Annotated in this window: 23 protein-coding genes; 10 read left to right on the forward strand and 13 right to left on the reverse strand. The window is 58.6% G+C overall.

The window, feature by feature from the left end; translation table 11 throughout:
* Nucleotide 1 precedes the first annotated feature (1 nt).
* The 3 genes from FN829_RS14405 to FN829_RS14415 form a co-directional block, all read right to left on the reverse strand.
* A complete protein-coding gene (locus tag FN829_RS14405; RefSeq protein ID WP_142987647.1) occupies nt 2–841 on the reverse strand; it encodes a hypothetical protein in 840 nt (279 codons plus the stop codon).
* Nucleotides 838–2,532, reverse strand: a complete 1,695-nt coding sequence (locus FN829_RS14410) for a hypothetical protein (RefSeq protein ID WP_246066549.1) — start codon at nt 2,530–2,532, stop codon at nt 838–840. The genes FN829_RS14405 and FN829_RS14410 overlap by 4 nt, the downstream gene beginning before the upstream one ends.
* 72 nt (nt 2,533–2,604) lie before the next feature.
* Nucleotides 2,605–3,024, reverse strand: a complete 420-nt coding sequence (locus tag FN829_RS14415; RefSeq protein WP_221929849.1) for a hypothetical protein — start codon at nt 3,022–3,024, stop codon at nt 2,605–2,607.
* 221 nt (nt 3,025–3,245) lie between these two features.
* Between FN829_RS14415 and FN829_RS14420 the strand changes: the two genes are divergently transcribed.
* Nucleotides 3,246–3,512, forward strand: coding sequence for a hypothetical protein (locus FN829_RS14420; protein WP_142987649.1), 267 nt, complete (start codon nt 3,246–3,248; stop codon nt 3,510–3,512).
* A 210-nt stretch (nt 3,513–3,722) separates the two neighbouring features.
* Here the strand turns inward: FN829_RS14420 and FN829_RS14425 are convergent, their stop codons facing one another.
* Nucleotides 3,723–3,890 carry a DUF1931 domain-containing protein gene (locus FN829_RS14425; protein ID WP_142987650.1) on the reverse strand — a complete coding sequence of 56 codons (168 nt, stop codon included), beginning with the start codon at nt 3,888–3,890 and terminating at the stop codon, nt 3,723–3,725.
* A gap of 219 nt (nt 3,891–4,109) precedes the next feature.
* Between FN829_RS14425 and FN829_RS14430 the strand changes: the two genes are divergently transcribed.
* The 7 genes from FN829_RS14430 (at nt 4,110) to FN829_RS14460 (ending at nt 11,997) form a co-directional block, all read left to right on the forward strand.
* Nucleotides 4,110–4,787 carry a metal-dependent transcriptional regulator gene (locus tag FN829_RS14430; RefSeq protein WP_142987651.1) on the forward strand — a complete coding sequence of 226 codons (678 nt, stop codon included), beginning with the start codon at nt 4,110–4,112 and terminating at the stop codon, nt 4,785–4,787.
* 128 nt (nt 4,788–4,915) lie between these two features.
* Entirely contained in the window at nt 4,916–6,175 is a 1,260-nt protein-coding gene (locus tag FN829_RS14435; protein ID WP_142987652.1) for a multicopper oxidase domain-containing protein, read from the forward strand.
* Nucleotide 6,176: 1 nt separating this feature from the next.
* Nucleotides 6,177–7,433 (forward strand): ZIP family metal transporter, encoded by a 1,257-nt coding sequence (locus FN829_RS14440; protein WP_142987653.1) that lies wholly within the window; start codon nt 6,177–6,179, stop codon nt 7,431–7,433.
* Between the two features lie 24 nt (nt 7,434–7,457).
* On the forward strand, nt 7,458–7,880 hold the full coding sequence (locus tag FN829_RS14445) for a cupredoxin domain-containing protein (RefSeq protein ID WP_142987654.1): 423 nt from the start codon (nt 7,458–7,460) through the stop codon (nt 7,878–7,880).
* A 109-nt stretch (nt 7,881–7,989) separates the two neighbouring features.
* Entirely contained in the window at nt 7,990–10,638 is a 2,649-nt protein-coding gene (locus FN829_RS14450; protein ID WP_142987655.1) for a heavy metal translocating P-type ATPase, read from the forward strand.
* Between the two features lie 22 nt (nt 10,639–10,660).
* A complete protein-coding gene (locus FN829_RS14455) occupies nt 10,661–11,587 on the forward strand; it encodes a cation diffusion facilitator family transporter (RefSeq protein WP_142987656.1) in 927 nt (308 codons plus the stop codon).
* A 26-nt stretch (nt 11,588–11,613) separates the two neighbouring features.
* Nucleotides 11,614–11,997 (forward strand): SpoIIAA family protein, encoded by a 384-nt coding sequence (locus tag FN829_RS14460; RefSeq protein ID WP_142987657.1) that lies wholly within the window; start codon nt 11,614–11,616, stop codon nt 11,995–11,997.
* 144 nt (nt 11,998–12,141) lie between these two features.
* Here FN829_RS14460 and FN829_RS14465 read toward each other — a convergent pair whose 3' ends face one another.
* Both FN829_RS14465 and FN829_RS14470 read right to left on the reverse strand, forming a co-directional pair.
* Complete coding sequence (locus FN829_RS14465; RefSeq protein WP_142987658.1) at nt 12,142–12,882, reverse strand: TMEM165/GDT1 family protein; 741 nt, start codon at nt 12,880–12,882, stop codon at nt 12,142–12,144.
* Nucleotides 12,879–13,583 (reverse strand): metal-dependent transcriptional regulator, encoded by a 705-nt coding sequence (locus tag FN829_RS14470; RefSeq protein WP_142987659.1) that lies wholly within the window; start codon nt 13,581–13,583, stop codon nt 12,879–12,881. Before FN829_RS14470 ends, FN829_RS14465 begins: the two co-directional genes overlap by 4 nt.
* A gap of 291 nt (nt 13,584–13,874) precedes the next feature.
* On the opposite strand from FN829_RS14470, the gene FN829_RS14475 reads away from it, so the two are divergent.
* Nucleotides 13,875–15,077 carry a hypothetical protein gene (locus FN829_RS14475; RefSeq protein ID WP_246066550.1) on the forward strand — a complete coding sequence of 401 codons (1,203 nt, stop codon included), beginning with the start codon at nt 13,875–13,877 and terminating at the stop codon, nt 15,075–15,077.
* A 148-nt stretch (nt 15,078–15,225) separates the two neighbouring features.
* On the opposite strand, the gene FN829_RS14480 is transcribed toward FN829_RS14475, so the two are convergent.
* The 3 genes from FN829_RS14480 to FN829_RS14490 form a co-directional block, all read right to left on the reverse strand.
* The gene (locus FN829_RS14480) at nt 15,226–15,411 is read right to left on the reverse strand and encodes a DUF7333 family protein (protein WP_142987660.1); all 186 of its coding nucleotides are present in this window, start codon (nt 15,409–15,411) and stop codon (nt 15,226–15,228) included.
* Nucleotides 15,412–15,575: 164 nt separating this feature from the next.
* Nucleotides 15,576–18,074, reverse strand: a complete 2,499-nt coding sequence (locus tag FN829_RS14485) for a heavy metal translocating P-type ATPase (RefSeq protein WP_142987661.1) — start codon at nt 18,072–18,074, stop codon at nt 15,576–15,578.
* 431 nt (nt 18,075–18,505) lie between these two features.
* On the reverse strand, nt 18,506–20,521 hold the full coding sequence (locus FN829_RS14490; RefSeq protein ID WP_246066552.1) for a copper-translocating P-type ATPase: 2,016 nt from the start codon (nt 20,519–20,521) through the stop codon (nt 18,506–18,508).
* Nucleotides 20,522–20,527: 6 nt separating this feature from the next.
* Between FN829_RS14490 and FN829_RS16285 the strand changes: the two genes are divergently transcribed.
* On the forward strand, nt 20,528–20,686 hold the full coding sequence (locus FN829_RS16285) for a hypothetical protein (RefSeq protein WP_176697295.1): 159 nt from the start codon (nt 20,528–20,530) through the stop codon (nt 20,684–20,686).
* Between the two features lie 129 nt (nt 20,687–20,815).
* On the opposite strand, the gene FN829_RS14495 is transcribed toward FN829_RS16285, so the two are convergent.
* The 4 genes from FN829_RS14495 to FN829_RS14510 all read right to left on the reverse strand — a co-directional run bounded on the left by FN829_RS14495 (nt 20,816) and on the right by FN829_RS14510 (nt 22,472).
* Nucleotides 20,816–21,013: a heavy-metal-associated domain-containing protein gene (locus FN829_RS14495; protein WP_092565388.1), complete on the reverse strand. Its 198-nt coding sequence runs from the start codon at nt 21,011–21,013 to the stop codon at nt 20,816–20,818.
* A gap of 146 nt (nt 21,014–21,159) precedes the next feature.
* The gene (locus FN829_RS14500; protein WP_092565386.1) at nt 21,160–21,555 is read right to left on the reverse strand and encodes a hypothetical protein; all 396 of its coding nucleotides are present in this window, start codon (nt 21,553–21,555) and stop codon (nt 21,160–21,162) included.
* Nucleotides 21,556–21,695: 140 nt separating this feature from the next.
* Entirely contained in the window at nt 21,696–22,049 is a 354-nt protein-coding gene (locus FN829_RS14505; protein ID WP_092565384.1) for an SHOCT domain-containing protein, read from the reverse strand.
* Nucleotides 22,050–22,055: 6 nt separating this feature from the next.
* Nucleotides 22,056–22,472, reverse strand: coding sequence for a DUF302 domain-containing protein (locus tag FN829_RS14510; RefSeq protein ID WP_115803915.1), 417 nt, complete (start codon nt 22,470–22,472; stop codon nt 22,056–22,058).
* Nucleotides 22,473–22,515: the final 43 nt, after the last annotated feature.

Raw genomic sequence — 22,515 nt, forward strand, 5'->3', positions numbered from 1 at the left:
GTCAAGCCCCACTGATCGTGATTTCGCAGTTTTGCATCTCGTCTGTGCCGGTGTATTCTACGTTGTACGCCTTCGTGGCTTGCTGACCTGTAACTCGAGTCTCTAGTATAATGGTGAACTGCCCACTATTACCGTCAGTCGAACAGCCCATTCCCTCGTCCCCGATTTCTGAACCAAACGGGAACGAGTCGCTGAAGAGGTCGGCCTTCTCACCTGCCGAAACTACGACGCTCTCCTTCTCGTAGATTCCACTTCCACGGGGATCTGCGACAGGGTTAGGAACGTCTCCAGTAAATCGCATCTCGACGACCGCATCCGGTCCACTTCCGGTGTTCTGAACGGTAACAAATGCCTCTCCGTTCTTTTTCGCATCAGTTGGGCTCTCCCCGTAGACCTCATCCCACGGCTTGTCAGGATTATTCCGGTAGAGACCAACGTCCTGAATCTGAATCTCCGGTACGATATCCGTCGTACTCTCTGTGACCGTCTCTTCGCCTTTCAGTGCGACTACGCGATATTCTCCAGGCTCGTATGCGGTTCCAATCTCAAACGAGACTTGTTGGGCCCCTGCGGCCACGTCACGGGTTCCGAAGAGTTCTCCGTTCGGCTGGATGAGGTTGACTTGGTCGATGTCAGCGTCAGAGGAGAGTTCGACCACGAGCGTGGTTCCTTCGACAGTGACCCGTTGGAGTGGGCCTTGCCCATCTACTGGGCCAATTCCGTCATCGGGAGTGCCTGAGTCCTCATTGCCATTCAGACAACCTGTAACGCTTACAAGCGCCGCACCTGCGGTTGTTCGGAGGACGTTTCGTCTGCTGATGATTGGGTTGTTTCGTATCATTGATCTCGTTGGAAGAGGTCCTCAGGGCCGAGCATCCGGAGGAGACGATGTCCGGCGTAGAACATCACGAAGAACGGAATAAACTGCCAGAAAATCTCGAATAGGAACGCGAACCAGCCGTTGATGGTTCCAAGTGGGTGCCAACGGACAGTCGCTGTATCACTCACATAGGCTGGGTCATGTCCAAGCCACGAGCCTGGGTGATATCGGGCTGTGTAGATTCCCGGATCGTCGACGGTTACAATGGCTACCCCGGACGCATTGGTCTCGACCTGCTGGCCGGCGATGGTGATGTATCCGTTGCGGGTGGTTCCCCCAATCGGATACCAGCGACTGCTGTCGTCGAGGATGATCGGTGCGCCAGTTTCGTTGTCACGGAGTTCGATTCGGAGCGTGGCCTGTGACTGATTCTGTTGCAGAACCTCCGCCGTAAGGTTACTACGACGGAGCTGTCGTTCAGAACCCGCGACAGGCTCGACGATCGACGCGTTGACTCCTCGAACGATACCTGCAACGTGGAGGGTGTCCCGATCGATAGCCTCGGCTCGAACGGCGACACCGTACGTCGTCGTGTAGGACTGATTTACGACCTCGATGTTGACGTTCTTACCGATGGTCCCCGCCGGAGAGGGTCGGTCAGTCCCCCACGTGTCGACAATCTCCGGGCCATCCCGAACAGGTTCTGCACGCGGTCCAATCCGGGAGGGATACGCGTGGACGAACACGGGGATCGCGTCGGACTCTACTTCGGTACTAGCGGTTCGGTTGGACCGCACGAGCGCGTCCCAGCTGGTGTCCCGGGCAGTGTAGAATCGCCAGACACCACGAACTCTCGTGTCACCGTCCTCAGTAAGCGTGTACCCCTGCCAGGGACGGGACTGGAAGATAGCAACGCCGGAATCCCCGTTCGGATATTCGGCGTAATAGGGGTACGCGGAGAGGTCGTAGACCTCAACGTCAATTGAGTCCGAGACGTTTCGCGTCTCTTCTCGATAGACGACATCAACATTGGTTCCGTTGACCGCGTCGGTCCGGATCGTCTTCTTCAGCCGGACATGGATCTCTGCTTCGAGGGTGAGGGTTGTACTCCAGTCGTCGTCGATCTGGTAGTCGATAGCTGGCGTGTGCGATCCATCGCTCCTCGCGATGGTTTCCCCGTCGTTTTGTAACCGAACTTCCTCGATCTCGTGGTTCGTGAGCGACCACTGGATAGTCCTGTTCCCCGAAGAGCTCCCGTTTGGGATACGAACGCGATAATCGACGAACCCACGCATCGTGCCATTCGGGGCGATGTACAGTGGTTTTTCACCGGATTCGAGGTGTCCCCGGGTCGACGGCTGAACCGCGAACACTGTCGCGTGAGCGTCCTCGATGAAGACACCATCTTCGAGGGATGCGTGAGGTGGATGGACGGACGTATCCGACCCACCAGCTTCGAGATCCGCAAAATCGTTTCGAGTCCACGTCGCAGCAGTCTCGGGCGGGCGCTTGAACGTAATATCTGTCCCGTTCGCAAGCTGGTGAATCGACGTCCGCTCGTCACCGTAGCGCTGGCGGTACTCCTCCTGACTGATGTAGTTGTCCGCATCGTGAGACCAGAGCGTCGCTGACTCGTTCTCAGTGAGTCCGTTGTCTTCCGTACCCGGCCGCGGCGGAGTCGCCGAGACGATACCCGTGACTAGGCTAGTCACGCAGAGGGCTGCGATGAGTACGGTTAGTTTGCGTTGTTGTAGGGGTCTCACGATGAGTGGGAAGTGAATGGCTTACCAGGGGACCAGATCAACACACTGCGCCAGTGGAAGGCCCATCATCGATCCCGCGACGGTGTACAGTGGGCCGAGGATAACGAGAACCACTGTGGACTTCATTGCCGAGCGCTTGTGCTGCTTGAGTCCCTTCTTCTGGTCTGGATTGAGCGTGAACATCTCGATGAGAGAGTCAGCTTGCCAGACGACAGCGAGACCAACAATGCCCAGCGCGGTAGTTAGTTGAAAGAAGCCCTCAATCATTCCGGGGAGATTGTCAGCGCTGCATACCGCGCTCTGTGACGTTTGTTGAGCGAGCGCTGGTTCAACTGCGATAAGCGAAAGGGCTGCGATGGTGAAGAGGAGCTTCAGTCCAACAGTACTCCGTGCAGTGGTTTTCGGCTTTTCTTGTGGGGAGTCGGTATCTGATCCTTGCATACGTGTCTATGGTTAGCTGTTCCATTGTCCGATAGATCACGACCTCGTAGCGGATGCGTGGAATCAGCGTTCCGTTCTATCAGAAACAGACCGGGTATATGAATCTGAACATACGAACGTATTCTTGAGAACCGTTTTGTATCTTCTAGCATCTGATAAGATAGGTAAGAAACGCATCGGGGGATATATACATCTTTTCGGACGACAGTGTAGGTATCCACATGTATCGGGAAGTTAATTGGGCAGTACCTGCCGACCCATACATTCTCGAAGAACTAGGCGAGTACGATGGCTGGCACACGGCAAAGAACCTCGAGATCAATACGGACTTCAGTCGCCAATGGATCTCTCAGCGTTGTCCAGTATTTGTTGATCATGAACTCGCTGAGCGCCACGAAGAGGAGCCTGCATACCGCCTTACAGAGTTCGGTGAGCAGATCCTCAACGGTGAAGCAGAGTACGAAGAGCTCAAAGAAACAGAGAGCTGAGTCGTTCCTAACGGGTAGATTGGCGTGATTTCCGATCGTAGTTGAGACTGTAGAAGGTTCTCGCTCATAGATGTTTAACCAACAACAGAGTTGTACTGCGGATTTTTGTTGATTAACTAGACTAATATCGACTCTTCAAATCTGAGAAATACTGAATGGGTTCCTCAAAAAGCTACGTTCGAGTAACGAGTGAGCTCGCGAAGTTTGGTGCTACAGATCGCGGGGCTGGACTGTCTTCCGGTCGTTGGCCTCAGCACGCTCTGCGGCGTCGTCGAGCAGTTCGGCGACCTCTTCGTCGAGGGCGTCGTAGAAATCTGCCGAGACGTTGTGGTCCGAGAGCGCGTCCTTCACGGCTGCTTTGACGATTAGGTCAGACATTCCATCGCGAATTTTTCGTGATTATAATATAAAGGTTCCAACTCTGGGTTTGTCATTCTGAGTGTCGGTGAGTAACACAACAGGAAGATACGGAAAATCAATGCGCCAGTGTTGACCGTGGCGATAACCGGACCCATCTCAGGTTTACGTCCACAGCTGTCGACAAGACGAATCATTCCGTGGCAAATTATAAACTTAGTCCCGTCTAATTTCGCTCTAATGCTGAGCGCCATCATGGAGGACTATCTCAAAGCGATCTATTACCTTCAGGACGAAATGGATGAACGGGTGCGGACCTCGACGCTCGCTGAGCATATGGGCGTAGAACAACCGTCAGTCACCAGTATGGTGAAAAAATTGGCCAAGCGCGATTTTGTCCATTACGAACCCTACAAGGGCGTTGTACTCACAGACACTGGAATTCCTGTCGCGCTCGAAATCATTCGGCATCATCGGCTATTAGAACGATACCTGACGGAGCGCCTCGAGTATGATTGGGCCGAAGTACACGACGAAGCAGATCGCCTCGAACACCATATCAGCAATCAATTCGCCGACCGAATTGCAGAGCAGCTAGGAAATCCGGCAGTTGACCCTCATGGCGACCCGATACCCACAGCGGATCTGGACGTTTCACCGTTACAATCCGGTGAAACACTCGCTGATCAGCAGGTCGGCGACAAGGTTCGAATCGAACGGGTGCCAGACAATGACCCAGATCTACTCCGGTACCTGTCTGAACACGAGATTACCCCAACAACTGTAGTCGAAATTGTTGAGACCACCTCATTTGGGATGGTGACGCTTGTTCCCGATGGCACCGACGAACGAGTTGCACTCCCAGAGGAAGTGGCCCGATCCATAACCGCTCAAACGCTCGCTGGGTCTTCAAACTAAACTGATGAGTCTCCAGTAGTGAGGCCATTAGTTTAGACACAATCTAAGTTTAGATGCGCCTAATTTATGTATTGGGTGAGCCAATGGGTGTGTATGGGTATGCGAAGGCCTGACCAGCGGAGGAAATCATGCCATCGATAGATTACAGTAGCGCAGCAGACGTCACAAAACGACTTGAAGAGCGACTGGTCGAATCACTCACTGGTGAAACGAGTGTCAGTCGCCGCACGGTTCTCGGCGGGCTCGGTGTTGCCGGGAGTGCAGCAGTCGGACTCGGGAGCTCCCGAGCAGCTGCCTCGTCCGATCACGACGATGAGGGTGAACACGGTAACTTCGGTGCGGTAGGTGAATACCAGGATTTGGATTTCGACCCGCACGAGTTCCTCACTGCGTTCAATACCGGAGAGAGCGGACAGGATAACGTTCCCCAACAGGTCTACGAAGAGGACGGCCAAACCGTACGAGAATTCGAGTTCACTGCTGTCGACACGACGATCACGATTGCGCCGGGTGTCGAGTTTCAAGCGTGGGCGTACAACGGCCAGGTACCGGGCCCGACGATCCGCGCCGTCGAAGGTGACCTGATCCGCGTGAAGTTCACGAATCTGGGACGACACGCACACACGATTCATCCACACCTGAAGAACCTTAACCCGCGAATGGACGGGATTCCCCAGAACGGCCCCGGTGTGCTTGATACGGGTGAATCCTTCACCTACGAGTGGATCGCCCAGCCCGCCGGTACGCACTTCTATCACTGCCACTCGCTCCCGCTTAAAGAGCACATCCACCGCGGACTCTATGGCACGATCATCGTCGATCCGGACCCCGAACGCGTCAGGGAGAATCCACGCGACTACGTCAACTATCACGGGCCGATTACCGACGACTTCCGAGAGCAGCTCGTCGAAGAGGCGAAGAGCCGGAACCACGAGTACGCCGAAAACGACGCCGTCAACGAGATGGTCATGGTGATGAACTCGTTCGACACCAACTTCGACGGCGGGAACGAGGTCTACGCGGCGAACACACGGGCGTTCGCATACGGGATCGGTAGTACCGACGGCACAGGCAACTGGACGGCGGGCGAGACGAAGCGTCCCATCCAGATCGACAAGAACGAACGGCAACGCGTGTATCTCTCCAATGCGACTGAGTTCGACCTTATCAACTCGTTCCACACGCACTCGCAGTTCTTCGATTACTATGACCACGGGACTACGCTGACACCGACGCGCAAGACCGTGGACACGATCATGCAGACGCAGGCGCAACGCGGTATCATCGAGCTCGACTACTCGGATCACGAACCCGGGCTGTACATGTTCCACGCCCACCAGTCCGAGTTCGCCGAACTCGGCTGGATGAGCTTCTTTGAGGTGGTCTAACATGGTAGATAAGACACAAAAACCGACGCCAGACGGTGGTGTATCTACTGAAAACGAGGTCACACAGCCGCTCGGACTACCGCGATGGGTCAGCGCGATACTCCCGATCGTGTTGCTCGTGCTCGTCTTGGGTGTATTCGCGTTCACGTCACCACTCGCCAGTATTCAGAGCGAGAGCGGTGAACCGCTCCCCGACGTGACGATCACGCACACGACGCTTCCGAGCGACGAAACGGTCGTGTTACACGTAACGAACAACGGGCCCGATTCCGTGACGATAGCACAGGTCCTCGTCGATGAGGCCTACTGGAATTTTCAGGTAGAAGGAACTGGTGGCGACCAAACGCTCGCCCCGATGGAAAGCGCACAGATCGTGATCCCGTATCACTGGAATCCGGGGTGGGATCTCAACGTCGCCCTCGTACTCTCAGACGGAGCGACATTCGAAAATACGATCGTCGCTCCGAGTCAGGCACCCGGATTCAGCCTCAGTCTGCTCTGGACGCTTGCAGTCATCGGGCTGTTCGTCGGTGTGATCCCGGTCGCATTAGGGATGCTGTGGTTCCCCTACATCAAGACGATGAGCGATCGGTGGCTGCACGCCGTGCTCTTGTTCGCGGCCGGCGTCCTCGGTTTCTTGGCGTTCGACGCCGGATTCGAGGCGTTCGAACTCGCTCAACGAGTTCCGGGCGCATACGAGGGCAACCTCTTGGTCGTCTTCGGGATCCTCGGCGCGCTCACTCTCGTTCAGGCAATCAGCGCGTGGCGCAAAGGCCGTGTCGCCGCCGGTGACAGTCGGGCGAGTAGCGGTCTCTGGATCGCCTATCTGGTCGCGGTCGGGATCGGCCTGCACAACCTCGCGGAAGGACTGGCGATCGGGAGTTCATTCGCACTCGGACGTGTGTCGCTCGGTGCGTTCCTCGTGATCGGGTTCATGCTCCACAACGTGACGGAAGGCCCGGCCGTCGTTGCACCAGTCGCCCGCGGAGAGCGCCCGTCGTTCAAGCACTTCGCCGCGCTCGGCGTCATCGCCGGTGCCCCCGTCATCCTCGGCGGGTGGATCGGTAGTCTCGCGTACTCGCCGACGATCGGAGCCTTCTTCCTCGCGATCGGGGTTGGTGCGATCCTACAGGTCAACTGGGAGATCGCGGGTATGGTTCGGGATGCAGGCGGTCGCGTGGCCAGCGCCACGAACCTGCTTGCGTTCCTGCTCGGCCTCGGAGTGATGTACGTGACCGACCTCTTCGTAGCGCTCTGATAGGCACCACCCATCTCTGTTCCAATGACACTCAAATTCTACAATCGACGGACGGTATTGCGACTCAGTACTGCCGCCTTGGCGACGCTGAGCACCGCTGGATGTTTGAGCGGGCAGGCATCGTCGAGCCTGGCCGTCACGATGCCCGACGATCACACGTTCGAGCCGAAGACTGCGACGATCGAAACCGAAGGGACAGTGACGTGGACGAACGAGAGCGACATCCAGCACACGGTCACAGCGTACGAAGACGAGATTCCTGCCGAGGCCGTGTACTTCGCAAGTGGTGGCTTCGAGTCAGAGCGTGCTGCGAGGAACCGGGTTACTGAGGGACTCATCGCCCCGGGGGAGAACTACGAGCACACGTTCGATCAACCCGGAACGTATGGGTACTGTTGTATTCCGCATGAGAGTTCTGGAATGGTCGGGACAGTTCGAGTGAGATGATCTGACGGGGATATTAATATCTCAATACATAGTTTTTATTAATATTTAACATAATAGGGAGCCTTTATCGCAGTAGATTTAATAAATCTGTAGCGGCAACCGGCGAGTAATGACCCCATCTGACGATAATTCCCACGACAAACGTGGCGAACCACCGAATCGAACCCACACGCACGAAGAGGGATCTCAGCATAGTCACGAGTCCACTCAGCATACAAGGGATGTCGATGACACCTCCACACCACACGGACAAGGGAATGTTGCACAGCTCTCGGTTCCGGAGATGGACTGTCCCTCGTGTGCAGGAAAAGTTGAGAACAGCGTCGAAAAACTGGACGGGATCAACAGTCTCGACCCGCAAGTGACGACGGGAACGTTGACAGTCTCATACGACCGCGATCAAACCAGCGCTACCGAGATAGCTGATCGGGTCGAAAAAGCGGGATACACCGTTGAGGACGTCGACGAAATAACGACGAAATTTACGGTGCCCGAGATGGACTGCCCCTCGTGTGCGGGGAAGATCAAAAAGTCACTCGACAAAGCCGGAGTCACAGCATATGAAACTCAGCCAACGACCGGAACCGTCGTTGTCACGTACGATTCTTCGGAGGCCGGAGAAGCCGAGATAATCAGTGCTATCGAACGTGCTGGATACGAGGTTACAGACAGTTCGAGCGACGAGTCCGAAGGTCAGAACGCGACCGAGGAACGCGAGAGCATCTGGGTGAGTCCGCGGGCACTCAAGACGTGGATCAGCGGTGGGTTCGTCGCTCTCGGTCTGCTCCTCGAATTCTTCCTCACTGGGCAGAACGGAGAGATTGCGAGCCTTCTCGGCACGGAGCTGTTCGTTGCCGACGGACTATTCCTCGTCGCCGTCGCCTTCGGCGGCCAGGAAATCCTTCGCAACGGCTACTACTCGGCGCGAAATCTGAACCTCGATATCGACTTCCTGATGTCGGTGGCTATCCTCGGAGCACTCGTTGCAAGCCTCGCCTTCGGGGAGGCACTCTACTTCGAGGCCGCCACCCTCGCGTTCCTGTTCAGCATCGCCGAACTGCTGGAGCGGTACTCGATGGACCGTGCCCGGAACTCGCTCCGCGAGCTAATGGACCTCTCGCCGGATGAAGCGACCGTCAAGCGTGATGGGAGCACGGAGACGATTCCCGTCGACGAGGTCGCTGTTGGTGACATCGTCGTCGTCAAGCCAGGGGAGAAAATCCCGATGGACGGAAGCGTCGTCGACGGTGAAAGCGCCGTCAACCAGGCGCCTATCACGGGCGAAAGCGTGCCCGTCGACAAGACGACTGGCGACGAGGTGTACGCCGGTACGATCAACGAAGAGGGGTATCTCGAGGTGGAGGTTACCTCCGAGGCCGGCGATAACACGCTCTCGCGTATCGTGGAGATGGTCGAAGACGCTCAGTCAAACAAGACCGAGCGCGAGCAGTTCGTCGAGCGCTTCTCAACGTACTACACGCCAGTGGTCGTCGCCTTCGCCATCCTGACGACACTAGCAAGCCCGTATATCCTCGGCACAACCTGGTCCACGGCCGTCGTCTATGGGCTGACCTTACTGGTCCTGGCCTGCCCGTGTGCGTTCGTCATCTCGACGCCCGTCTCGGTGGTGTCGGGAATTACGAGCGCCGCGAAGAACGGCGTCCTGATCAAGGGCGGCAATCACCTCGAAGCGATGGGGGGCGTCGATGTGGTCGCGTTCGACAAGACGGGAACCCTCACCAAAGGTGAACTCACCGTCACCGACGTCGTTCCCTTGAACGGGAACTCGGAGGAGGACGTACTTCGGTGTGCACGCGGGCTCGAGCAACGGAGTGAACACCCCATCGGCGAGGCAATCGTCGCCGAAGCCGGCAGCGCAGGGGTCGCCGAGCGCGAGGTTGATGACTTCGAGAGCATCACCGGAAAGGGTGTTCGCGCCGATCTCGACGGGACTCCTCACTTCGCAGGCAAGCCGGGTCTGTTTGAGGAGTTAGAGTTCGACCTTTCGCACGTTCACGCGACGACCGACGGTGGCGTCGTGACACAGACAGCCCGGCAGATGTGTGACCGGAACAACTGTCTCGATCTCCTCGAAGAGACCGTTCCCGAACTCCAAGCAGAAGGCAAGACCGTCGTTCTCGTTGGGACCGAAGACGAACTCGAAGGCGTCATCGCGGTTGCCGACGAGATTCGGCCGGAAGCGAAGCGAACGGTGGCGCGACTGAAGCAGCTCGGTGTTGCCCGAACGGTGATGCTGACGGGTGACAACGAGCGGACTGCCCGCGCGATCGCCGAGCAGGTCGGCGTCGACGAGTACCAGGCCGAATTACTCCCCGAGGACAAGGTGACGGCGATCGAGGAGCTCGTCGACGAGTACGACGGCGTTGCGATGGTCGGTGACGGCATCAACGACGCCCCGGCACTCGCGACGGCGACGGTGGGCGTTGCGATGGGCGCGGCCGGGACGGACACCGCGTTAGAGACGGCCGACATCGCCCTGATGGGCGACGACCTCGCGAAGCTCCCGTACCTCTACGAACTCGCGAACGACGCGAACGGCGTCATCCGACAGAACATCTGGGCGAGTCTCGGAGTGAAGGCTGGACTGGCGCTCGCGGTCCCCTTCGGATACGTTCCGATCTGGCTCGCCGTCCTCGCCGGAGACGCCGGCATGACGACCGCGGTGACCGGAAACGCGATGCGACTCTCGCGGATCCGTCCTGCGACTGACGATAGAGACGCGGTGGCCGACAGCTAACCACTCTTCACTGGTCGAGACGATGTCCCTCCATACGCACGAGCACGACGACGAGGACCGGCGTCAGACGACAGAGCAGAGTACTCGACGGTTGGCGTTCGTGGCCGTTATCAACTTCGTCGGCTTCGCCGTCGAGCTGGCTGGTGGACTCCTGTTCGGTTCGGTGGCGCTCATCAGCGACGCACTCCACATGCTGTTCGACATGCTTGCGTACGCGATGGCGTTCGGGGCGAGCTACACCGCCGAACGATTCCAGGGCGGTGAGGCGTGGTCGTACGGTCTCCACCGACTGGAGCCGGTTGCGGCCTTCCTGAACGGGGTCTTGCTCCTTCCAATGGTCGGATACATCGTCTGGAAGTCCTACCAGCGGTTCCTTGAGCCGGTAGCGATCAATCCGGAGTTGACGCTGATCATCGCGACGGGTGGACTGCTGGTAAACATCGGCTCCGTGTACGTGTTACAAGGTGATGAGATGAGCCTCAACGAACGGGGCGCGTTCTACCACCTGCTCGGAGACGCCGGTGGCTCTGTTGCGGTAATCGTCTCGACTGCCGCTGTCGCAGTGTTCGATCTCCCCATCGCAGACCCTATGGCGGCCGTAGTCATCGGGCTGGTGGTGCTCGCGTCGGCCGGGAACGTTCTCCGGGAAAGCACCTCGATCCTGTTGGAACGGAGCCCGGTGTCGTCAGAAGAGCTTCAGGATGAATTGACGACACTCGACGGCGTCGACCAAGTTGAGGACCTCCACGTCTGGCAGGTGTGTAGTCAACTCACCGTCGCAACCGTCCGGCTCACCGAGACAGCGACCACTCTCGAAGAACAACGAGAGATCCGGGCGCGAGTTCACGATTATCTCACGGATCGAAGAATCGACCACGCAACCGTCGAGCTCGTCGGGCGTGCCGACCCCGATACCGACCCTGTCGGTACGACGAATCACTCCCACTAACGATGGCTCACGCAGCACCCAATCGAATGTTCGAAGTGTTAGACGAGACGAACGGGAACCTCGTTGCGATTCGCGTCGGGCGAGGGACGAGAGCAGGCTATCGAGAGCTGTACTCGCTACTCGTCGAAAAAAGCGACCAGCAGGGACGCATCCACGTGTACGAGGAAGTTCCGAACTGGACGTTCGGGACGTTTCTCACACATCTCCACGGGGTGGTTCCCGATCTCCGGTACGGTCCTGACTTCGATATTGACCGGTACGCCGCAGTCGGCGATTCGAGGTGGGCGAAGCTGCTCTTTGACTGGTGGCGTGTCATCCGGCCGATCTGGCCGGTCGCGCCCGACGAGATGCGATATTTCGACAGTATCGAGCGCGAGAGAGCGCTCGACTGGCTTTCCGAGAAGGGATGAGTGACAGATTGGCTTCGGTTCCCGTACCGCAAACAGCACGTTCTCGCCCCGGAAGATTGGCATCCCAGCGGATGAGATACGTCTCTGCCGTGAGTTTCGATGAGGAATCAACAGTTCCACCGTAGTACGGCAAGCGAGAAGTGGTCACACGACTGCGAGGAGCGCATCCGAAGCGGCGCTGACGATCGCCTCCCAGAGGCTGTTGTGACCGAACACCGCTTCCGGGCCGGTCGCTATCCCTAAGATCGTATCCACCCCAAAGAACGCAAATAGTGCCGCCCCGGCGTAGTGGGCCTTCCGGACGTCGAAGCGGTGTGAGAACGTGTGGAAGAAGTACGCGTTCGCAAGGCTCACCGGGATGATGACCAACATTTCACCCGCCCAGATCGCGGCACTAGCCCCGTACTGTGCCGCCAGCCCGATGGTGACAAGCTGGGTCTTATCACCGAACTCCCCAGCAGCCATCATCGCGAAGATGGTGAGAAATTCGCCCAGCTGCCCGCCGATCGTGTAGCCGAACGCTTCGAACTCCGGGTTGATGTCCGTGATTCGTGTCCCGACGACGCCACCATCCGTCTGTGTGCCGCTCTCAACTGGGACGTTGTGCCCACCAGGGGCTGACCGGACGAGTAACACCGCGAACAGCAGGAAGAGCGCCGCCGTAATCCCGTCGAGGACGACGCCCGGGAGCGCCTGCTGGAGCGCCTGACCGAACAGGATCTCGAGGACGGTCCAGCCCGCGAACGCTGTCCCAGCTGCCGCGACGACCAGCAGTGGTTTGAACCGGGTCGAGAGCCCGGCGATGATGAACTGGACCTTCTCGCCCGGCAGGACGGTGAGCTGCGCGATGGCCGCGATTACGACGATCTCCAGAAACGGCGTCATGCGTCACCCCGGTGGTCGACGCTCACCGAGTCGTCGACGTCGTTCAGGGAGGTCACGCGGATCGACGTCGCAACCCCTTCGGGAATAGCTTGCTCAGTGTCGTCGACATCCAGAGTAATCATGCCGAACGGGGCGACATCGACAATACGTACAGCTGTGCCCGGCGTGATCCCGACATCGGCCAAGTACGCAAGATCATCCTCGTTGCGATCGCTAACACGAGTGATGACCACTCGATCGCCGACCTCACAGGCTGACAGGGGTCTCATGGGGTCCTGATTCGGTGGCTCTAGATCTTCACCTGGAATCGGATCGCCGTGGGGGTCTCGCCGGGGATTTTCGAGTGTCTCGGCGAGCCGCCGTTCGAACTCCTCGCTGATGTGGTGTTCGAGTCTGTCGGCTTCCTCGTGGACCAGTTCCCAAGGGTAATCGAGGTGGTCGGCCAGATAGGTTTCGAGGAGCCGGTGATGCCGGAGTACTTCGACCGCAACGGTGCGGCCCTTGTCAGTGAGCTCGCTCCCCTGGTACGGTTCGCGTGTGATCAGTTCCTGGTCTTCAAGACGGTCGAGCGTACTCGTGACCGTTGCTTGTGCCTTGTCAAGCCGGTCCGCAATGTCAGACGTCCCAACCGGTGGACCCGCTTCCTGCTGGAGATGGTAGATCGTTTTGAGGGTGTCTTCGATAACTGGACTCGGAGACATTTGGGCCATAATTTAGCCTGTCCTAATTTAATACTTTGGCTGTACGCGAAAGTGCCAAATACACCAGATTTCTGAAATGGAATAGTAGAACGTGTCCCATTACCCGCAGGTGAAATACATACACTGAGAGAAAGTTATGAAAAAGGGATTGAACAGGAAGACTACAAACACACCCTCGTCGAGTTGCCACTTTCGACGCGTAATCGAGAGGGATGAAACGGAGGGTAGGTAGCGGGGCTCGCGATGGGCACAAGAGACAGACTGTTGTGTGCGGGTCACAAAACGGCGATAATGGTACAGAGAGGAGATGAGAAGAACACAGACGGTGGCGAACCAAACTCTCGCAAGACGTTGATCCGTCTGTTTGTCCTGGTTCCGGTCGGGATCGGCCTGCTTTCACTGATCCCGACGGCTTCCGCTCACGGTGGCGCAGAGTCGTCAGCACTCTCACAGTCGCACGGGTTGGCGATCGCTGGTATCGGTGCCCTCGGAGTTGGTGCTTTCGTGTTCCTCAAGCGAAGCAAACGGATCTCGCCGAGAACCGCTCTGTACGGAATTGCGGTCGGTATCGGTATTGCTATCACCGGCGCGATCCTCTTCGAGGGTCTGGCACCGGATCCGACGTATCAGGCGAGCTCGATGCCGTTCCCGCGGTCGTGGTATCAGCCGCTCGCGATCGGAACCGGCCTGTTGGTCGTGGTCGCGAGTTTCATCACTGGACTCGTGCGATGGACGACACGTCCCCGGTACATGGCTCTCGGCATGCTGCTCGGCGGCTGGATACTGTACCCGTATCTACTGCCCGGATTCAGCGGCTACACCAACCCGATCGGGTACGGGATCGTCCTCGCGACACCACTACTCGTCGGCTACATTCTCTGGAACGACGTTGGCACGGCACTGTCGACGATCCTTCGGGATCCGGTGGCGCGTCGGTTCGGATTCAGCGTCGGAGCCATGGTGAGCCTCTTCTTTATGGCGACAACGGGATACCTATCCTTCTTTAGTGAGGAGGGCGCTCCGCAAGAGACGACCGTGGCGGTCCTGAACGTACTGTATCAGATCGTGCGATGGCCCACTCTCGAGGTCCTGCTCCCCGATGTTCCGTTTTTCATCGCGATCTCTCCCGGCGTGGTCATCGTGCTCGGACTTCTCGGCGTCCTCGTGGGGTTGAACGCGGCCGCCGTCGCTCACTCGTGGCGTCTCGATCAGCAGGCGGGAGCGACACAGAGCACGGCCGGGACGGCGACGGTCGTCGGTGCGTGTACGTGTGGGTGTTGTGGCCCTATCGTCTCCCAAGTCGCTGTCATCGCGGCTGGCCCGACGATCGCGGCGCCGATATACTGGATCTTCGTCGATTCAGCGTCGCCGCTCAGTTCGATATTCCTGTTAGGGAGCATCGCACTGTTCACCGGAACGCTCGTGTATTCGATCGACTCCCCGACACCCGTCCGGCAGGACGCGTCTGAGCTCAGTGCGGGAGTCACCGAGTAAACACATCCCGGCCACGTCGATCCTCGGCTGCTGATCGTTCATCGAGACTTGTTGAACGCGAAGTACGGCCCACCGGAGGTGGTAACTAAGTGAGGACGCTTCAGACGGAGTGACACTGTGACTTTGGGGGCGGTGCCGGACAGGGACGCTACGGACTACCGCGGAATTCGCCGTGTTTCATCCCGAAAAAGTACGCGACCACCGAGAACGCGATCATCGAGGGGAGAACCATCATGAAGACGGTCGAAGGTGCCATCACGGCGGTTAGCGCGACCGTTGCGACGGCGACGATCACGGCGAGCGGAACCACCGAGCGCACGAAGTCGAACTCCATGGTTGTAGTAGTGTCTAGACAAGAATAGTCCTTTAGAAACAGAAGCGAGTCGGAGTCGGGTGACGACCGCACCGATTGGATCGACGCTGTCCAAATAATAGATGGCCACTCTTCCACGTCAGTAGGGCGATTCGGATCCGAGTTCCGTCGTCGACCGTACCTCGCTACCCGAGGAGTTTCCGTCGAGTGTTTACGGCGAGCAACCCACCACTGGCAATGACCGCGGCCGCTGCCGTCAGCGGATTGAAGAACCCGACGGCCAACGCCGCGAGCGCGATACCGTTGTAGGAGAACGCCAGAAGATTATTCTGTTTCACGCGACGGCGAGCCGCTCCCGCGAGGTCGAACGCGGTTTCGACGGAGCGGATGTCGTTATCGACAATCGCAATGTCGGCGGCGTCGGCGGCCAACGCCGTCCCGCCACCCAGCGAGATGCCAAGATCGGCGGCGGCGAGCGCCGGGGCGTCGTTGGTGCCGTCACCGACCATCGCGACCTGCCCGTCGGATTTGAGTCGCCGGATCGTCGCCGTCTTCCCCTCCGGCGGAACCGTCGCAAAGACGTGCGTCACGGCGTCGTGTCGCTTGAAGAAGTCCGTCGCCTCCTCGTCGTCGCCGGTCAGGACGACGACCTCCGTGCCTCGTTCCCCGAGCCGAGAGACGGTGTCGTCCCAGCCGTCCCGCGGCTCATCGCCGACGACTATCAGCCCCTCTGCCGCCCCATCACGACCGATCACGACCGGCAACTGACCGAATCCCTGAGCGTCGGCGACCCGCGACCGGATGTCGTCGTCGACCGTCCACCCCTGTTCCACGAACAGATCGAGGTTCCCAACGAGATACGACATGTCGCCGATCACGCCTTCGATACCGGACCGGTGGTTCGTGAACTCCCGTATCTGACCGACGCCTTCCGTTCCGACCGCGTTGTCTGCCGAGTCCGACTGATCCTCCGTATCGTCGCCCCCATCTCTGTCGGCGAAGGCCGTCACAATCGCGTTCGCAGCGGGGTGTGACGCCCGTTCTTCGAGCGCGGCAACGGCGTCGAGCAACTCGGGAGGTGCGTCCGCTTCGATCACCTCCATCTCTCCGGTTGTGAGCGTCCCAGTTTTATCGAAAACGACGATGTCGACGTCGCGAAGCCGTTCAAAGACCGTTTCATCAAAGATGATGATCCCGTGGCGGAGCGCACTAGAGAGGCTCTTCGCGACCGACAACGGCGTCGCGAGTCCGAGCGCCCACGGCGAGCCGGCGAGGAGGATCAACAGCGTGAGGAGGACTACATCTGCCAGACCCATCCCAAGTGCGAGCGCCCCGACGCTGCCGACCGCGACGGCGGCTCCGGCGACGAGGAACACGGCGTACGACGCAAGTTGATCGGCGTGCCGTTGGACTCCATGGGTCGCGCTCTGTAAGTCCCAGACGGCGGTCGTTATTCGATCGATGCTACTCGTCACGTCCGGGCCGACACGGACCAACGCAGCACCGTCCGTGACGATCGACCCCCCGATCACATCGTCGCCGGCGCGTTTCAACACCGGAAGCGACTCACCGGTTACGATCGCTTCGTCGACAGTACAGCTGTCTTCGACGAGTTCGCCGTCCACCGGCACGCGTTCCCCCTGTCGAACGAGGACGACGTCGCCCGCCTCGAGGTCCCCGACGCGAACGTCCTGAGTGGTTCCGTCTGAGTCGTACGTCCGCGCCCGCTCGACCTGCGATATCGTGAGCTCGGTGAGCCTGTCGAGTGCGCGCTGTTTGATCGACGACTCGTAGAATACCATCGCGGTGACCGCAGCCGTCACGACGATCGCGAGGTCGTAGAAGATATCGTTCTGTCCGAGGATGACGGCGGCCGTACTGTACAGATACGCGCTCACTGCCGTGATCGCGACCAACAAGTCGGTGTTCGGGCGGCGCATTTTCAGACTGATGTACGCACCCCGCAACACCGGAAGCCCGGTGAAGACGAGGATGATCCCGGTCATCACGAAGTAGAGTCGGAGGAACACGAACGCGCCCTGACTGTCCAACCGGAACGCGCCCTCGAATATCGCGAGCGCTTGCCAGTCGAATATTGACGCGAGCTGCGCGGGATACAGAATCGCGACGTACGGGACCAACAAGAACGCGCCGAAAAGGAAGCCAACGGAGTACCGCATCCCCAAGAGCTGGTCGTCCCGCCGCTTTCGAATACCGCCCATCTCTCGTGAGCGGCGCGTCGTCCCGCCGGCTGTATCCGCCTCTGTCGAGGCGTCGTCACGGAGGTAGGCCGTGTATCCGAGGGTACTCAACGCGTCACGTAGCGTGTCCTTCGATACGGTTTTCGGATCGTGGTCGATGCGGATCGTCTCTGTAACATAACTCGCTTCAGCGGCGGTCACTCCCGGCTGGGATTCGGCGAGCGACTCGAGATACGCCTCACACGTCGCGGAGTACATCCCATCGATCCGCAGAAACGTCTCCGAACCATCCGAATCGAGCAGATCGTCTCCTTCCTGTGCCTCCTCGCTCTTAGATGTGTCTTGGCTGTCGTCAAGAGAATCGGTGGCTCCGAGTGTCGTGTACACGTCGTGACACCCACTCGAACAGAACGCGTGCTCACCAGGAGCCTCAAAAGCGGACGACTGAGTCGATCGACCACACAAGGAACACTTGTTACTCATATCGTGACGGGCGTGAATCGTTTCCTCAGTCGGGGAGGATACATCAATCGAGCATCACAATACATGTTTTATATAGAAATACTGATATTTTGTAGAGGCGATTGGCTGTGACAATATAAGAGGGTCGCGTTTATGTGGCTATCGCAATCTGTCTTACAGAACTCCACTCTAAGATCGATGTGGAATCAGGCAGCCATATCCACAATCACACAGAGGATGTCATGGAAGAGTTCCCACACCGTGATCACGGTACTTCCCGGATTGTCTCCGCTTTCGTAGTCCGTGATTGCGACGACGAGGCGAAGGCACAGCGCGAAGAAGTCCGTCAAGCGGTATAAACCTAGTGCTGGCATAGCTATGTAGCCCATCAGAGGAAGCGTCTGTGTATACCAAACTCAATTGAAAGAAGCTCCCAAGCGATCGGGAGCGTTTCAGTCTACGGGTTGTGCCTCCGTAGCTGGTGTCCCGCTTGGAAGCTCGGGAATGGACAGGTCCACGCGGCGGAGGAGCTGTGCGTTGATCGCGACGATCACTGTACTCAACGACATCAGAAGCGCACCCACAGCGGGGGATAGCAGAATCCCAATCGGTGCCAACACGCCTGCTGCAAGCGGAATCGCGAAGATGTTGTAGCCGGCCGCCCAGACGATGTTCTCCTGCATCTTCCGGTAACTCGCCTTGCTCAGCTTTACCAGCCGAACGACGTCCATCGGGTTGTTCTGCACGAGGATGACGTCTGCCGACTGGACCGCAACGTCGGTGCCGCTCCCGATCGCGATGCCGACGTCGGCTCGTGTCAGCGCCGGCGCATCGTTCACACCGTCACCGACCATCCCCACGAGCTTCCCCTGGTCCTGGAGTTCCTGGACTTTCTCGTCCTTGTCCTCGGGGAGGACCTCCGCGAACACCGTGTCGATGCCCAGTTCGTCGGCGACAGCATTGGCGACGTCCTGGGAGTCCCCAGTCAGCATCGCTACCTCAATGCCCAAGTCGTGGAGGGCATCGACGACGCGGAAACTCTCCTCACGGATCACGTCGGCCATCGCGAACGCGGCGATCAACTCTCCGTCACGAACGAGATACACCACCGTCTGGGCGTTCTGGCCGGCCTTGTCAGCGAAGTGCTGGAGATGGTTGGGGATCTCGCTATCGAGCTGTGAGAGCAGATTCGGACCGCCGACGTACACCTCGCTTCCATCGATGTTCGCCCGGACCCCTCGCCCTTTGATTGCCTCGAAGCCGGACGCATCAGGGGCACTGAGATCACGCTCGTCAGCTGCCTCGCGGATGGCTCGTGCGATCATGTGTTCGGAGTCGCTCTCGACAGCTGCCGCCAGTGCGAGCGCGTCGTCCTTGTCGACGCCGTCGACGGTCGCCATATCGACGACGCCGTGCTCGCCTTCGGTGAGCGTCCCCGTCTTGTCGAAGATGATCGCGTCCAGCTTCCGTGCGTCCTCCATCGCGATTCGGTCGCGGACGAGCATCCCGTTGCGCGCCGCCAGGGAGGTGTTGATTGCGACGACGAGGGGGATGGCGAGTCCAAGGGCGTGTGGGCAGGCGATGACGAGCACCGTGACGACGCGCTCGATGACGGTCGCATCGAACGACACCGCTACCGTCCACGCGATTGCGGTCACGACTGCCGCCCCGAGCGCGACGTAGAACAGCCAGCCCGCCGCGCGGTCGGCCAGCACCTGCGTCTTGGACTTGCTCTGCTGAGCTTCCTCGACGAGCCGCATGATGCCAGCAAGGGTCGTCTCCTCGCCCGTCGCACCGACACGGACACGGAGACTGCCGTCACCGTTGATCGTCCCACCGATGACCTCGTCGCCGGGATCCTTCGAGACGGGCTTGGACTCACCCGTGATCATCGACTCGTTGACGTCCGAATCGCCCTCCTCGACGACGCCGTCGGCGGGCACGCTCGCGCCCGGCCGGACGAGCACGAGGTCGCCCTCGGAGAGTTCACTGACAGGGACCTCTTCGGTCTCGCCGTCATCGGTGAGTCGTTCCGCCGTGTCCGGCATCAGTTTCGCCAACTCGTCGACGGCGCTCGAAGCCCGCCGCACCGACCGCATCTCGATCCAGTGCCCCAGCAGCATGATGTCGATCAGCGTGACGAGCTCCCAGAAGAACGCCGACTGCGTGGGGAAGACCACGCTCGCGAGACTGTAGATGAACGCGACCGAGATGGCCATCGAGATGAGCGTCATCATCCCCGGTGCCCGGTCTTTCAGTTCCGGGACCGCCATCTGGAGGAACGGAATCCCACCGTAGGCGAAGACAATGACCGCGAAGATGGGGTTGATCCACTCGCTCCCCGGGAACGTGGGGACGGAGAACCCGAGCCACTCTTGGAGCATTTCGCTGTACAGGAGGACGGGAATCGACAGGAGTGTCGAAACGAAGAAGCGCCGCCGGAACATTTGCTCGTGGCCTTCGTGCATCCCGCCATGTCCCTCACCGTGTCCCTCGTGGGAACTGTGGCCGTGTCCTTCGCCTTCGTGGCCGGCGTGTTCGTGCTGGTGACTGCTGGTGTCCTGCTGGTCTTCTCCTCCCGGGGAATTCTCAGTTGTATCTTTGTGGTCGTCCATAGGTCATATGCTCTTTAGAGGTGGATTCGCTGGCTTCCTGAATCTTCGCCCCCTGAAACCGTACAGCAGGACCATCGTAGGCAAACTCCAAAGACAACTATAGACCGTCGTCTCGAAGCGGTCCGTGCTATCCGCTAATTCCTATACTCAGGCGTGAGCGGTGTACCCTGCGCCTTCGACAGCCTCCACAAGGGCCGTGACCTCTGCCTCACCCTCGACACTTGCCTGTTCGCTTTCCCTGTCGACGGTCACGGAAGTCACGCCAGAGACTTCTTCAAGGGCCTCTTCGATCGTCTCCTCACAGTGACCGCACGACATTCCTTCCACGGTGATGGTCGTCGTCATACAGGGATATATACGGTCCCCTCTCTTTAGCGGATTTCCCCTTCGATCATACTGGTCTCTTGGGAGTCAAACTTTAGAATCCAAGTAACACCTGCGGGCGCAACGAACCAAACCACAGATTCGCCAGCCGTCGATGGCGGGAAGATTCAGGTCTCGTTGTGGCGCTCCCTGTACGTCTTCGCTGCTAAAAAGACATATAGTGTGCCGATAGCCCGAACGGCCGAATTGAATCGCTCATTCCATTCTATCGACTCCGGACGCTCGTACAGGAACGCGGTGGCAAATCTCCGATACAGATCGGGAAACAGGAGGACGATCGCGCCGAACAGGCCGGTAAGATTCATCAGCCACGCGTATGCTCGCCCGTTACGGAGGGAAATCGCAGCTATCAGAACGCCCTCCGACCGGATAGCTGGACGGACCCACTCTCTCACAGTTCCCTCACTTGGGTTCGCAATCGCGAGTTTCTCGAAGATCCCGACGATCTTGTCCGGGAACAGTGCTGAGATAGCGCCGAGGACACCCACGAGTGTTCGAATCATACGGTATGGTACGATCGATACGGATATAATTCTCGCTGTGGTCCGACACTATCGAGAACGAGGGAAGTCCGAACAGTACCAGCTTCGAACCGAGAACGAGATGCAGAAAGGAGTAACTGCGTGTGTACCTTAGCGGACGGTCACTCTGATTGTTCGAGTTTGTTTCGGCGGGATTCGAACTCTTCGTCCGTGAGATCGCCACGGGCGTACGCCAGACGTAATTCTTCCATCGCGGGGTTGTCAGAGGTTTGTGTTTTGCTTACCCGTCTGAAGAGGAGATAGCCCCCGCCAAGAAGCGCAACGAGGAAGACGAGTGGAACAAGCATTCCGATAACGGGCCACCAGCCGCCGGTACTACCGTACTGGCCCATCATTCCCCCGTATCCCATCATCCCGCCGAAGCCCATCCCCATCATGAGCAACGGAAGGAGGATGAACGCTCCGAGGATCAGTAGCAGTATCGTCGTTGTGTCCAGTTGATTCGATGAAGCCATCGACGATCAGGCCTCCGACGCGGGGTCGAACTCGTCTCTAACAGCTGCCAGTACACGATCAAATCGCTCGGTGACCTCGGTTGCGATGGAATCAAGCGCGTCGTTATCAGCAATCCCGACCAACTGCTCCGGATCGACCGCACTCACCACGATGTCGCCGTCATCAGTCTCATAGACGATGACGTTACAGGGCAAGAGCGCACCAAGCTCGATTTCCTCGGTTAACCCTTCGTATGCTAGCGGAGGGTTACACGCACCGAGGATGCGATACTGACGGAACTCTTCGCCAAGCTTCTCCTTGAGTGTCGCCTGAATGTCGATATCACAGAGGACACCGAATCCCTCGTCCGTGAGTGCAGCGTTCGTTGCATCAACGACGTCGTCGAATTCGCCAGTGACTGTGGTCTGTATTGTGTATTCCATGGAATATCATACCCCGTCCGCGGGGTTAACCGTTGGGTGCCCA

The sequence above is a fragment of the Halorubrum cibi genome, assembly GCF_900182635.1.
Taxonomy (GTDB): domain Archaea; phylum Halobacteriota; class Halobacteria; order Halobacteriales; family Haloferacaceae; genus Halorubrum; species Halorubrum cibi.

What these genes read in the sequence shown, in the direction of transcription:
- FN829_RS14470 (WP_142987659.1), bottom strand. Translation starts at nt 13,583, where the DNA reads ATGTCTCCGAGTCCAGTTATCGAAGACACCCTCAAAACGATCTACCAT.
- FN829_RS14490 (WP_246066552.1), bottom strand. Translation starts at nt 20,521, where the DNA reads ATGCACGAAGGCCACGAGCAAATGTTCCGGCGGCGCTTCTTCGTTTCG.
- FN829_RS14445 (WP_142987654.1), top strand. Translation starts at nt 7,458, where the DNA reads ATGACACTCAAATTCTACAATCGACGGACGGTATTGCGACTCAGTACT.
- FN829_RS14405 (WP_142987647.1), bottom strand. Translation starts at nt 841, where the DNA reads ATGATACGAAACAACCCAATCATCAGCAGACGAAACGTCCTCCGAACA.
- FN829_RS14430 (WP_142987651.1), top strand. Translation starts at nt 4,110, where the DNA reads ATGCTGAGCGCCATCATGGAGGACTATCTCAAAGCGATCTATTACCTT.
- FN829_RS14435 (WP_142987652.1), top strand. Translation starts at nt 4,916, where the DNA reads ATGCCATCGATAGATTACAGTAGCGCAGCAGACGTCACAAAACGACTT.
- FN829_RS14450 (WP_142987655.1), top strand. Translation starts at nt 7,990, where the DNA reads ATGACCCCATCTGACGATAATTCCCACGACAAACGTGGCGAACCACCG.
- FN829_RS14500 (WP_092565386.1), bottom strand. Translation starts at nt 21,555, where the DNA reads ATGATTCGAACACTCGTGGGTGTCCTCGGCGCTATCTCAGCACTGTTC.
- FN829_RS14505 (WP_092565384.1), bottom strand. Translation starts at nt 22,049, where the DNA reads ATGGCTTCATCGAATCAACTGGACACAACGACGATACTGCTACTGATC.
- FN829_RS14425 (WP_142987650.1), bottom strand. Translation starts at nt 3,890, where the DNA reads ATGTCTGACCTAATCGTCAAAGCAGCCGTGAAGGACGCGCTCTCGGAC.
- FN829_RS14465 (WP_142987658.1), bottom strand. Translation starts at nt 12,882, where the DNA reads ATGACGCCGTTTCTGGAGATCGTCGTAATCGCGGCCATCGCGCAGCTC.
- FN829_RS14485 (WP_142987661.1), bottom strand. Translation starts at nt 18,074, where the DNA reads ATGAGTAACAAGTGTTCCTTGTGTGGTCGATCGACTCAGTCGTCCGCT.
- FN829_RS14475 (WP_246066550.1), top strand. Translation starts at nt 13,875, where the DNA reads ATGGTACAGAGAGGAGATGAGAAGAACACAGACGGTGGCGAACCAAAC.
- FN829_RS14510 (WP_115803915.1), bottom strand. Translation starts at nt 22,472, where the DNA reads ATGGAATACACAATACAGACCACAGTCACTGGCGAATTCGACGACGTC.
- FN829_RS14460 (WP_142987657.1), top strand. Translation starts at nt 11,614, where the DNA reads ATGTTCGAAGTGTTAGACGAGACGAACGGGAACCTCGTTGCGATTCGC.
- FN829_RS14480 (WP_142987660.1), bottom strand. Translation starts at nt 15,411, where the DNA reads ATGGAGTTCGACTTCGTGCGCTCGGTGGTTCCGCTCGCCGTGATCGTC.
- FN829_RS14415 (WP_221929849.1), bottom strand. Translation starts at nt 3,024, where the DNA reads ATGCAAGGATCAGATACCGACTCCCCACAAGAAAAGCCGAAAACCACT.
- FN829_RS14455 (WP_142987656.1), top strand. Translation starts at nt 10,661, where the DNA reads ATGTCCCTCCATACGCACGAGCACGACGACGAGGACCGGCGTCAGACG.
- FN829_RS14495 (WP_092565388.1), bottom strand. Translation starts at nt 21,013, where the DNA reads ATGACGACGACCATCACCGTGGAAGGAATGTCGTGCGGTCACTGTGAG.
- FN829_RS14440 (WP_142987653.1), top strand. Translation starts at nt 6,177, where the DNA reads ATGGTAGATAAGACACAAAAACCGACGCCAGACGGTGGTGTATCTACT.
- FN829_RS16285 (WP_176697295.1), top strand. Translation starts at nt 20,528, where the DNA reads ATGTCCCTCACCGTGTCCCTCGTGGGAACTGTGGCCGTGTCCTTCGCC.
- FN829_RS14420 (WP_142987649.1), top strand. Translation starts at nt 3,246, where the DNA reads ATGTATCGGGAAGTTAATTGGGCAGTACCTGCCGACCCATACATTCTC.